The organism is Arthrobacter sp. E70 (assembly GCF_058266945.1).
On record NZ_JBYQFR010000008.1, the window covers coordinates 19,935 to 31,538 of the forward strand.

Annotated in this window: 11 protein-coding genes; 3 read left to right on the forward strand and 8 right to left on the reverse strand. The window is 66.6% G+C overall.

Annotation, left to right across the window (positions count from 1 at the left end):
- Nucleotides 1–100: 100 nt before the first annotated feature.
- From AC3IMC_RS11650 to AC3IMC_RS11675, 6 genes are read right to left on the reverse strand one after another with little or no spacing between them, the layout of a single operon-like run.
- Nucleotides 101–433, reverse strand: coding sequence for a metal-sulfur cluster assembly factor (locus AC3IMC_RS11650; protein WP_490918720.1), 333 nt, complete (start codon nt 431–433; stop codon nt 101–103).
- Between the two features lie 12 nt (nt 434–445).
- Entirely contained in the window at nt 446–1,240 is a 795-nt protein-coding gene (gene sufC / locus AC3IMC_RS11655) for a Fe-S cluster assembly ATPase SufC (protein WP_490918721.1), read from the reverse strand.
- Between the two features lie 42 nt (nt 1,241–1,282).
- A complete protein-coding gene (locus AC3IMC_RS11660; protein ID WP_490918722.1) occupies nt 1,283–1,639 on the reverse strand; it encodes a non-heme iron oxygenase ferredoxin subunit in 357 nt (118 codons plus the stop codon).
- Between the two features lie 17 nt (nt 1,640–1,656).
- Complete coding sequence (gene sufD, locus AC3IMC_RS11665; RefSeq protein WP_490918723.1) at nt 1,657–2,898, reverse strand: Fe-S cluster assembly protein SufD; 1,242 nt, start codon at nt 2,896–2,898, stop codon at nt 1,657–1,659.
- Complete coding sequence (gene sufB, locus AC3IMC_RS11670; RefSeq protein WP_490918724.1) at nt 2,898–4,361, reverse strand: Fe-S cluster assembly protein SufB; 1,464 nt, start codon at nt 4,359–4,361, stop codon at nt 2,898–2,900. The genes sufD and sufB overlap by 1 nt, the downstream gene beginning before the upstream one ends.
- Nucleotides 4,361–5,167 carry a helix-turn-helix transcriptional regulator gene (locus AC3IMC_RS11675; RefSeq protein WP_490918725.1) on the reverse strand — a complete coding sequence of 269 codons (807 nt, stop codon included), beginning with the start codon at nt 5,165–5,167 and terminating at the stop codon, nt 4,361–4,363. Before AC3IMC_RS11675 ends, sufB begins: the two co-directional genes overlap by 1 nt.
- 166 nt (nt 5,168–5,333) lie before the next feature.
- On the opposite strand from AC3IMC_RS11675, the gene AC3IMC_RS11680 reads away from it, so the two are divergent.
- The 3 genes from AC3IMC_RS11680 to AC3IMC_RS11690 are packed head-to-tail and all read left to right on the forward strand — an operon-like array spanning nt 5,334 to nt 8,018.
- Nucleotides 5,334–6,302, forward strand: coding sequence for an ABC transporter ATP-binding protein (locus tag AC3IMC_RS11680; protein ID WP_490918726.1), 969 nt, complete (start codon nt 5,334–5,336; stop codon nt 6,300–6,302).
- The gene (locus AC3IMC_RS11685) at nt 6,299–7,066 is read left to right on the forward strand and encodes an ABC transporter permease (RefSeq protein ID WP_490918727.1); all 768 of its coding nucleotides are present in this window, start codon (nt 6,299–6,301) and stop codon (nt 7,064–7,066) included. Before AC3IMC_RS11680 ends, AC3IMC_RS11685 begins: the two co-directional genes overlap by 4 nt.
- Nucleotides 7,067–7,073: 7 nt before the next feature.
- Nucleotides 7,074–8,018, forward strand: a complete 945-nt coding sequence (locus tag AC3IMC_RS11690) for a COX15/CtaA family protein (RefSeq protein ID WP_490918728.1) — start codon at nt 7,074–7,076, stop codon at nt 8,016–8,018.
- 94 nt (nt 8,019–8,112) lie between these two features.
- Here AC3IMC_RS11690 and AC3IMC_RS11695 read toward each other — a convergent pair whose 3' ends face one another.
- Together AC3IMC_RS11695 and AC3IMC_RS11700 are read right to left on the reverse strand one after the other, a co-directional pair.
- Nucleotides 8,113–10,371, reverse strand: a complete 2,259-nt coding sequence (locus tag AC3IMC_RS11695; protein WP_490918729.1) for a SulP family inorganic anion transporter — start codon at nt 10,369–10,371, stop codon at nt 8,113–8,115.
- 213 nt (nt 10,372–10,584) lie between these two features.
- Nucleotides 10,585–11,541, reverse strand: coding sequence for a heme o synthase (locus AC3IMC_RS11700; RefSeq protein WP_490918730.1), 957 nt, complete (start codon nt 11,539–11,541; stop codon nt 10,585–10,587).
- Nucleotides 11,542–11,604 lie beyond the last annotated feature (63 nt).

The following is an 11,604-nucleotide window of genomic DNA, read 5'->3' on the forward strand; positions in this document are numbered from 1 at the left end:
ACGGCAGTTACGCAGCAATCGATTTAAGCGCGACGACGACGGCCGGTTGCCTTTCCTGTGAAAGGCAACCGGCCGTCGTCGTACTTATAGCAATGGGGACTTAGATGTTGAACCCGAGGGCCCGCATCTGGTCCTTGCCGTCGTCCGTGATCCGTTCCGGACCCCACGGCGGCATCCATACCCAGTTCAGGCGCCAGTCGTCAACGACGCCGTCCAGGGCCTTGCCCACCTGCTCTTCGAGAACGTCGGTGAGCGGGCAGGCAGCAGTGGTGAGCGTCATATCGATCAACAGCGCACCGTCGTCCTCGGAGTACTTCAGGCCGTAGAGCAGCCCGAGGTCCACAACGTTGACGCCAAGCTCAGGATCGATGACGTCCTTGAGCGCCTCTTCGACGTCCTCCAGGGCCGTGCGGCCCGGCGTGATTTCGGTCATGGCAAGTCCTTACTAGGCCTGTGCTGCGGCCGCAGCCGCGATGCTGGCAGCGCCGGCGCCCTTGGCGTAGCGGTCGTAGCCCTCTTCCTCAAGGCGGTCGGCGAGTTCGGGACCGCCCTCTTCGACAACCTGGCCGTCCACGAACACGTGGACGAAGTCAGGCTTGATGTAGCGCAGGATGCGCGTGTAGTGCGTGATCAGCAGCGTACCCATGTTGCCTGCGGCATGGGCACGGTTGACGCCCTCGGAGACGATCTTGAGCGCGTCGACGTCCAGGCCGGAGTCGGTCTCGTCCAGGACGGCGAACTTGGGCTTGAAGAGCTCCAGCTGCAGGATCTCCACGCGCTTCTTCTCGCCGCCGGAGAAGCCTTCGTTGACGTTGCGCTGCGCGAAGTCGGCGTCGATGCGCAGCTTCTCCATGGCATCCTTGACGTCCTTGGTCCAGGTACGCAGCTTGGGTGCTTCGCCGTCGATTGCGGTCTTGGCGGTGCGCAGGAAGTTGGTCATGGTGACGCCGGGAACTTCCACCGGGTACTGCATGGCCAGGAACACGCCGGCGCGGGCGCGCTCGTCAACGCTCATCGCCAGGACGTCTTCGCCGTCCAGGGTGATGGTGCCGCTGGTGACGGTGTACCGGGGGTGGCCTGCGATGGTGGAGGCCAGGGTGGACTTGCCCGAACCGTTGGGGCCCATGATCGCGTGGGTCTCACCGGTGCGGATGGTCAGGCTGACGCCCTTCAGGATCTCCTTGGTGCCCTGTTCCGTCTCAATGCTGACGTGCAGGTCCTTGATCTCAAGAGTTGACATGCTCTTCTTTCTTTTAGCTCGTAAGTCTGGTGCTGGCGGCGGTCAGTAGTTGTCTACTGCCGCGCCGTTCAAAACGTTGGTGACGTCCACGTAGACGTCGTCGCCATCGAGCTCGACGGCGAACACCGGAACGGGATCGTAGGCGGGCAACTGCAGTGGCTGGCCGCTGCGCAGGTCGAACTGCGAACCGTGGCCCCAGCATTCGATGGCGCAGCCTTCCACGTCGCCTTCGGACAGGGAAATGTCCGCGTGCGAGCAGGTGTCGCCGATGGCGTGGATTTCGCCCATCGAATCCCGGACCACGGCCACGGGGTAACCGTCGACCAGGATGCGCAGCGCCTGCTTGACCTTGATGTCACTGGCGCTGCAGACCAGCTGGCCCTTGGGGGTCCCGCTCATACGTTCCTGCCTGTCCTCTAGTTGTCCGTGGCCGCGAGTTCGCGTTCCACAGCCTCGGTCAGCCGCTCTTCGAGGGCCGGGACCTTGATCTGCTGGATGATCTCATTGAGGAAGCCGCGGACCACCAGGCGGCGCGCAACGTCCTCGGGGATGCCGCGGGCCATCAGGTAGAACAGGTGCTCGTCGTCGAAGCGGCCGGTGGCGCTGGCATGGCCTGCGCCCTCGATCAGGCCTGTCTCGATTTCGAGGTTCGGCACGGAGTCCGCCCGGCAGCCGTCCGTCAGCACCAGGTTCTGGTTCTTCTCGTACGAGTCGGTGCCTTCTGCCTGCTTCTGGATCAGGACGTCACCAACCCAGACCGTGTGCGCGCCCTTGCCCTGCAGTGCGCCCTTGTACAGGACGTTGGACTTGCAGTTGGCGACGTTGTGGTCCACGAAGGAGCGGTGCTCCAGGTGCTGGCCGGCGTCGGCGAAGTACAGGCCGAGGAGCTCGGCCTCGGCGCCCTCACCGGCGAACCGGACGTTGGAGTTCAAGCGCACGATCTTGCCGCCCAGGGAAACCGCGATGTGCTTGTAGACGGCGTCCTTGGCCACCTCGGCATCATGCTGCGCCAGGTGCTTGGCGTCGTCCTCCCAGAGCTGCACCGAAACCACGGTGAGCTGGGCGCCTTCGCGGACCAGGATCTCCACGTTGCCGTTGTGGTCGGCGGAACCGTCGTGTTCGATGATGACGACGGCGCGGCTGTTTGCTCCGGCTTCGATCACGTGGTGCGAGTTGGTGCGGCGGCCTGCGCCGTTGCCGGTCAGGACGAGGCGCACGGGCGCGTCCAGCTCGGCGTTCTCCGGGATGGAGATGAGCTGGGCTTCCTCCGCGTTGGCGGAGGCGACGACGGCGGCCCGGTCGGCAGGGACCAGGGTGGCGCCGCGCGGGGCCTCGCCGGCGCGGAGCACGCGCTGCACTACGGCAGCGGGTGCCTCGACCGAAACGGCCAGGGCGCTGTCTTCCGCGCCAGCGTCGGAGAGCAGGTTGGCCAGTTCACGGACCGGGGTGAAACGCCATTCCTCTTCCCGGCCGTTCGGCAGGGCGAAGTCGGCCACATCGTGGCTGGTCAGGCGCTCTGCGCGGGAGGCCATGACCTGCACGCCATGGCTGTGGTGGCGGTCCACCTTGGAGGCGACGAGTTGCTCGCCCTCCTCGGTGAAGCCGGCGATCGACGGTGCGCCGATGCGCGCCTTTTCAGTAGTTGCTTCGGCAGTCATTAACCGACGGATCCTTCCATCTGGAGTTCGATGAGGCGGTTCAGCTCAAGGGCGTATTCCATGGGCAGTTCGCGGGCGATCGGCTCGATGAAGCCGCGCACGATCATGGCCATGGCCTCGTCCTCGGGCATGCCGCGGGACATGAGGTAGAACAGCTGCTCCTCGCTGACGCGGGAGACGGTTGCCTCGTGTCCCAGCTGGACGTCGTCCTCACGGATGTCGATGTACGGGTAGGTGTCGGACCGGGAGATGGTGTCCACCAGCAGCGCGTCGCAGCGCACCGTGTTGGCGGAGTGCTTGGCACCCTCGCGGACCTGGACCAGGCCGCGGTAGGCTGCGCGGCCGCCGCCGCGGGCCACCGACTTGGAGATGATGGAACTCTTGGTGTTCGGCGCGATGTGAACCATCTTGGATCCGGTGTCCTGGTGCTGGCCCTCGCCGGCGAAGGCGATGGACAGGGTCTCACCCTTGGCGTGCTCGCCCACGAGGTAGACGGCCGGGTACTTCATGGTCACCTTGGAACCGATGTTGCCGTCGATCCACTCCATGGTGGCGCCTGCTTCACAGACGGCGCGCTTGGTCACCAGGTTGTAGACGTTGTTCGACCAGTTCTGGATGGTGGTGTAGCGGACGCGGGCGCCCTTCTTGACGACGATCTCGACGACGGCGGAGTGCAGGGAGTCCGACGTGTAGATCGGGGCCGTGCAGCCTTCGATGTAGTGGACGTAGGAGTCCTCGTCGGCGATGATCAGGGTCCGCTCGAACTGGCCCATGTTTTCCGTATTGATGCGGAAGTAGGCCTGCAGCGGGATCTCCACATGGACGCCCTTGGGCACGTACACGAAGGAGCCGCCGGACCATACGGCGGTGTTCAGCGAGGCGAACTTGTTGTCACCGACAGGAATGACGGTGCCGAAGTACTCCTGGAAAATCTCCGGGTGCTCCTTCAGCGCGGTGTCGGTGTCCAGGAAGATGACGCCCTGGGCTTCGAGGTCCTCGCGGATCTGGTGGTAGACCACCTCGGACTCGTACTGCGCGGCGACGCCGGAGACCAGGCGGCTGCGCTCAGCTTCCGGGATGCCCAGCTTCTCGTACGTGTTGCGGATGTCCTCGGGCAGGTCTTCCCAGGTGGCAGCCTGCTTCTCGGTGGAGCGGACGAAGTACTTGATGTTGTCGAAGTCGATGCCGGAGAGGTCAGCACCCCAGGTGGGCATGGGCTTGCGGTCGAAGTACTTCAGGCCCTTCAGGCGGAGGTCGAGCATCCACTCGGGCTCGCTCTTCTTGGCCGAAATGTCCCGGACTACCTCTTCATCGAGACCACGCCGTGCATTGGCGCCGACGTCGTTCTTGTCGGCCCAGCCGTACTCGTAGTTGCCGATGCCGTGGAGCTCGGGATTCTTTTCCAGAATCTCCGAGATCACAGTGTTTTCGGCTACTGCTTTCTCTGATAGTTGGTCCGTCATCACGGCCTTTCTTGCTGATGGTTGGTTACTTCATCCAGGCTGGCGGGGGCTGCCTCCGGCACGGTGGCCGGTTTGGCAGACAGCCTGCCTGTAGGAATGTGGGTGGTGCACACGTGTCCGCCGCGGGCCAGGGTGGAAAGCCGCCGGACGTCAACTCCCACCAGCCTTGAAAAGACTTCGGTTTCGACGTCGCAGAAGACGGGAAAGCGGGCCGCGAGCTGCTGGATGGGGCAGTGGCCCTGGCACAGTTGGACGCTGGAAAGCGCGGCCGGCAGGGGCGCTTTGGCTTCAATGGAAGCGGTGGAGGCTACGAAGTTGTCCCGGCTCAAGGCCGCCGACAAGGCTGCTGCGCGGTCGCGGACATCGGTCCCGGCTTTTTCGATTTCCGGTGCGTAGCGCTTTTCCATGTCGGCGAAGCGCTCGACGGCGAAGGCGCGGACGGCGTCCGGACCGGCGACCTTTTGCAGTTGCTGGAGTGCGAGGGCGGCGATGTCCAGGTAGTCGTTGCCCAGGCTGGACTGGCCCTGGGAGCTGAGGACGTAGCGGCGGGCGGGGCGGCCTGCACCGGCGCCGGGCCTGGCGATGCGCTTCACTTCGATCACGCCCGCGCGGGAGAGGTGGTCCAGGTGCCGGCGCACGGCAGCGGGGGTGAATCCGAGCATGTCGCCGAGTTCGGCCGCGCTGACGGGGCCGTGTTCCAGGACCGCCGAAAGGACGCGGTCACGGGTCCGCTCGTCGGCGTCAGCCACTGGGCTGGATCCCGCGGGACCGGGCCCGGCGACGGGCGCAGCTGTAGCGTTGGTCATGGAATACACAACACAATCATGTCGTAATTTACTCCCGCACTCCAGTAAGGGCAGGCTGACCTTGGGTGCGCACCGATTATGACCAGGCCGCGACTCCGCCGACCGGCAGCGCCCTCCCCGCACCGGCCGGGGCGCCGGTAAATACTACATCCCGTAGAATACTGTGGTGCGATCCCCCCAATCCCCTGTCTTGTCCATCCATGGGCTCATCAAGGACGTTGGCCCCCTCTCCAGCCTGGACGGCAAAATGCTGCGGGTGGTGAGTGACGTCTCACTCGTTGCGGAGCGCGGGCAGGTTACAGCCCTGCTGGGGGCCAACGGTGCGGGAAAAACCACCACCTTGGAATGCGCGCAGGGACTGCAGAAGCGCAGCGGCGGCACCATTTCCCTGCTGGGCCAGGACCCTGCCACGGCAGGGGCGGACCTGCGCTCCAGGGTGGGTGTCATGCTGCAGGACGGCGGGCTCCCGCCGTCGGCCCGTCCCCTGCCTCTACTGCGCCACATCGCCGGACTCTATGCGCGGCCCTGGCCGGTGGAAGACCTGGTGGGCCGGCTTGGCATCGACACCTTCAGCAGGACTGGTGTCCGCCGCCTTTCCGGCGGGCAGAAGCAGCGCCTGGCGCTCGCGGCGGCCCTGATCGGCCGGCCGGAAGTGCTCTTCCTGGACGAGCCCAGCGCGGGCCTCGACCCGCAGTCCCGGCAGCTCGTGTTCGACCTGATCGCCGAACTCCGCGATGGCGGCATGGGAATCATCCTCACCACGCACCTGATGGACGACGCGCAGCGCCTCGCGGACTACGTGTACATCATCGACGGCGGCCGGAACGTTGCCGAAGGAACCGTCCAGGAGCTCCTGCAGCGAAACCCCGGTGCAGACCAGGGCACGGAACACGTGCGGACCCTGGTTTTCGAGGGCCCGCCGGGCCTGGACCTTTCCCTGGTGCTGCCGGGCGGCGTGGATGTCTCCGAACCCCGCGCCGGCAGCTACACGGTGACCGGGACCCTAACGCCCCGTCATCTCTCGGCCCTGGCCCAATGGTGGGACCAGCAAGGCATCATGCCCGCGTCAATGAGCCTCCAGGCGCGTAGCCTTGAAGACGTCTTTTTGGATATTTCGGGAAAGGACATCCGATGAGCCCGGCGGCGACGCAGCAAATGCAGCAGCCCGCGTCCCTCCTGCGGCGGGTCCTGCTGCAGGGCAAGTACGAGGCATTGACGATGCTCCGCAATGGCGAGCAGCTGATTCTCGCCGTCGTGCTCCCCCTGCTGGCGCTTGTCGGGCTGACGGTGACTCCCTTCCTGGACGGGATGGGCGACAGCCGGATCAACGTTGCCGTTCCGGGAATCCTGGCTCTGTGCGCCATGTCCACGGCGTTTACGGGCCAGGGCATCGCCACCGGCTTTGACCGGCGTTACGGAGTCCTGCGCTTCCTGTCCACCACGCCCTTGGGCCGTGGCGGCCTCATCGCCGGCAAGATGCTGTCCGTGCTGGCCGTCCTCTGCCTGCAGGTAGTGGTGGTGGGGGTTGTTGCCCTGGCACTGGGCTGGCAGCCGGTGGCAGCCGGGTGGCTCCCCGGCCTGGCCCTCCTGGCCCTGGGTGCCGCAGCCTTCACCGCGCTTGGCCTGCTGGTGGCCGGGACAGTACGCCCGGAAGCCACCCTGGCCATCACCAACCTGCTGTGGATCCTGCTTGGGGCCATGGGCGGCATTGTCATCCCCGCCGAAAGGCTGCCCGCCGCGGCCCAGGCCGTGGTGCACTTCCTGCCCTCCGGCGCGCTGGGCGAGTCCATGCGCGCGGCCTTCCTTGGTGGTGCCCTCAACGGCGGCGCCGCCATCATCCTGTTGCTCTGGACGGTTATCGCCGGCGCAGCAGCCATCCGTTGGTTCAAGTGGAATTGAGATCATTGTGAGCACGGCTTCACGCCTCCCCCAGCTGGCCGGCCGACTGGCATCACGGCTGCCGCGCACCGTCGACGCCCGCGTCCGCCGGCTCGCCGTCGCCTCCCTGATTGGCCAGACCCTGCTGGTGGTCACCGGGGGCGCGGTCCGCCTGACCGCGTCCGGCCTGGGCTGCCCCACCTGGCCCCGCTGCACCTCAGACTCCCTGGTCAACACTCCGGAGATGGGCATCCACGGCTTCATCGAATTCGGGAACCGGCTGCTGACCTTCGCGCTTGCCGCGGTGGCCGCCCTGATGCTGGTGTACCTGTGGAACCTGAGGAAGGAACGCAAGGACCTGTTCCTGCTGGCCCTGGGACTGCTGGCCAGCATCCCGGCCCAGGCCGTGATCGGCGGGGTCACCGTGCTGACCAACCTCAACCCCTGGGTGGTGGGCCTGCACTTCCTGGTCTCCATGGCCCTGGTGGTCTTTGCCACCCTGCTGGTCAACCGCGCCTACGGGCGGACCGGCCGCTTCCTGTCCGCCCGGCACCAGGCACTGCCGGGCCTGCTGCGTCCGGTGACGGCCGCCGTCGCGCTTTTCTCCGCCGTTGCCGTGATGCTGGGAGTCGTGGTGACGGGTGCGGGCCCCCACGCCGGCGACGCCGACGCTCCGCGCAACGACCTGGACTGGGACCTGTTCTCCCACATCCACGCCGTGCCGGCCTACCTGGTGACGGCCGGGACCCTGGTGGCCCTGGTCCTCGTCTTCCGGCGCCGGATCACCGGACCATTCCGGACTGCGGTCCTGGCACTCCTCGGGGTCACCGTGCTCCAGGCCGTCATCGGCTTCACGCAGTACTACAACGGCATTCCCGCACTCCTGGTGGCGGCACACATGCTGGGCGCCGCCCTGCTCATGGCGGCGGCGACGAACGCGTGGGACGTCGCCCGCTCCAGCCCCGTGCAGTAGTCCATGCCCCTGCGCCAGGTGCCCCGGTTCCGTTGTGGAACCGGGGCACCTGGTTTTTTGCCTAGGTAGTTGGACCGTCCGGCCTAGCGGCCCGTCAGGGCGCCGGTACGGCCTCCAGCCGCGCTGCACCGGCCGGGTCAAGGTGTTCGATGCCCTCGGCGGTGATCTGCAGGACGCGGGCGGTGGCAATGTCGTAGAACAGGCCCATGGCCTGCAGGCGTCCGGCCGCAAGGGCCGGTCCTGTGACGGGATGGCCGTCCAGCTTGCCCAGTTGCACCGCGACGTTCACCATCGCCAGCTGGTCCGCTATGCTGTAGCCCGCGGCAGCGGCCTGCCTGCCGACGGGATGCCCTGCCAGCAACTCAAGATGGCTGGGCCGCGCATGGTCCAGCCAGTCGTTGAAGCCGGAACCGAGGGTGGCGATGTCCTCCCCGGACGCTTCCCCCAGCACCGCCTTCATGGCGCCGCAGTTCGAGTGCCCGCAGATGACGATGGTCTCCACGTCCAGGCCGTTGACCGCGAAGGACAGCGCCGAATCTATCGAGCTGTCGCGGCGGTCGTTGCACACCACGTTGCCGATGTTCCGCAGCGTGAGCAGATCGCCGGGGCCGCTGCTGGTGATCAGGTTCGGGTTGACGCGGGAATCGACACAGGCAACGAACAGGGTGTCGGGGTTCTGCGCGTCGGTGAGATCCTGCACCAGCGGGCGGACTTGGCCGGCGAACCGGCGGTGGTACTTGTCGATGCCGTGCAGGAGCGGTTCCTGCCGGGGCGGAAGTGGCAGCTCGGACGCTTCCTCGCGCCTGGGCGCCTGGTCTGCCGCGTCCCGGAACAGGGTGTTGCCGTGCTCTTCGAGGTGGACGGAACCCCCTGCAGCCTGGTGCTGGAGCTGCCAGGCGAGCAGGGCCTCGCGGAACGCGTGGTCCACGTAGTCAGCGTTCAACTCGACAACGACCGCCGTGCCCGCGGGCAGGGAGTGCAGGACGCCGTTCAGCCGCGGAAGCGCAAAGAAGCTGCAGGAACCGGCTATGGTGACCCGCCAGGGCGACGACGGCAGGGCCGGGGCGTGGGCATGGATGGTGGTCCGCAGCATCCGCCACAGCACGCTGGCGGCTGCCAGCGCGAGGCCGATCATGACACCTTCAAGCAGGTTCAGGAATACCACGCAGAGGAGCGTCACCGCGTAGATGGGAAGGTCGCCGGTGCGCAGGCTGGTGCGGATGTCGGCCACCTTGATCAGGCGGGCGCCGATCACGATGAGTAGCCCGGCCAGGACAGCCAGCGGGATCAGCTGGATCAGTCCGGCGAAGAGGGCCGAGAAAGCCAGGACCCACACGCCGTGCAATACGGCGGAGGTCCGCGTGGCAGCGCCCGCTTCGACGTTGGTGGCGCTGCGGACTATCACGCCCGTGACGGGCAGCCCGCCAAGCGAGCCGGAGACCATGTTGGCTGCGCCCTGGCCGATGAGCTCACGGTTGAGGTTGGTGCGGGGTCCGGTCTGCATCTTGTCCACCGCCACGGCCGACAGCAGGGACTCGATACTGGCGATGAGGGCCATCGTCAGGACGGCGAAAGCGAAGGCACGCCAGTTCCCGTCGGGAAGTTCCGGCAAGGCAACGGCATCAAAGATGGAGCCGTCCAGTGCGATGCGTTCAACGCCGGGCGCGAAGGCCACGGACAGGGCAGTGCCGGCCGCCACGGCGGCGAGCGGGCCGGGGACACGACGGACCACCGCGGGCAGGAATCTCCAGCACAGCAGGATCGCAACCACCGCCAGCCCCAGCAGGGCCGCGTGCAGTTCGAGGTTGGTGATGGCGGCGGGCAGGGCAAGAAGGTTCTCGAAGGCCGAACCGGCGGGCCGGGACCCGAGCAGCACCTGGAGTTGCTGCAGGATGATGGTGATTCCAATACCGGCCAGCATGGCTTTCACCACCACCGGGGAAACGGCCAGGGCCGCCCGGCCCACGCGGCTGATACCCAGCAGGAGTTGTACGACGCCGGCGGCGGCCGTGATCGCGCACGTCACCTGCCAGCCAAATTCCTGGACCAGTCCGGCCACCACCACGGTCAGGCCGGCCGCTGGACCACTCACCTGCAGCGGTGACCCGCCCAGGCTGCCGGCGACGATTCCACCGACGGCGGCTGCAATAAGTCCGGCCATGATCGGCGCTCCTGATGCGGCCGCGATCCCCAACGACAGTGGCAGGGCGACGAGGAAGACCACCAGGGACGCCGGCACGTCGGCGCCAAGGTGGCTGAACGGCGTCCGGAAACGTGTGAAGCGGCTGCGGCCCCCCTTTCCTCCCGGCGGGCTGTGGCTGGGAGCAGGGACTGCGGAGGGACGGGCTTCCATGATTGTCCTTTGTTTGAGGGAAGGGTCCGCTCCACCGTAAGCACGCAGTCACGCACAGTGACAGGAAAAGTGACGTATGTGACAAAAATGTCATGGCGCCTTGGCGCGCCGTTGTCGCAGGGCGTGATGGCGCGTCACGTCGTGCGTTAAAACGGAAGCGGCCCCATGATGTGGGGCCGCTTCCGGTGTGTTGCAGTGAGGAGTCTGCTGTTGCTACCCCACCAGCGCGGGCCCGACGAAGGGGTCCACCGCCAGGGCGATGAACAGCAGGGTCAGGTAGCTGATGGAACCGTGGAAGACCTTCATGGCCCGCTTGTCAGGGATGTCCTCGCGCTGGGCGCGCGCGTACAGGGCGTGTGACTCGTAGAGGAACCAGGCGCCTGCGAGCACGGCGGTCATGGTGTAGACCCAGCCCGCTCCGCCTGCCGGGACCATGAGCAGCGAGCATGCCACCATAGCCCACGCGTAGAGGACAACCTGGACGGAAACCACCTTTGCGCCGGCAATGGCGCCGAGCATGGGAACGTTCGCGTTGCGGTAGTCCTCGCCGTAGCGCATGGACAGGGGCCAGTAATGCGGCGGCGTCCACAGGAAGATCACCATGAAGAGGATGATGGCGGGCCACTCCACGGAGTTGGTCACTGCGGCCCAGGCAATCAGGACAGGGAAGCAGCCGGCAGCACCGCCCCACACGATGTTCTGGGCGGTACGCCGCTTCAGGATCATGGTGTAGATCACCACGTAGAAGAAGATGGCGCCCAGCCCAAGCCAGGCCGAGAGCGGGTTGGCGCCGAACCACAGGATCACGATGGCCGCGGCACCCAGGAGCCACGAGAACACCAGGGCTTCGCGCGGGGTGACTTCGCCGGTGACCAGCGGCCGGTTCTCGGTACGGTGCATCAGCTTGTCGATGTCCCGGTCGATGTAGCAGTTGAAGGCACCGGCACTTCCGGCGGCGAAGGCGCCGCCCACCAGCGTGGCCAGAATGAGCCCGATCGAGGGGAAGCCGCGCTCCGCGTAGATCATGGTGGGCAGCGTGCTGACAAGGAGCAGTTCAATGACGCGCGGCTTGGTGAGGGCGAGATACGCCTTGGCTTTGCGGGCAAACCCGGTGCCGGTGGCCCGGGATGCGTTCAGCGGCGTATCTGTTGTGCTCACGGTGGCGGTCACCCGTTCTGTATGGCAGTTGCGGCTGGCAGTGCAGCTCCGGTCTTGCGGCCCGCAGCCCGGGCA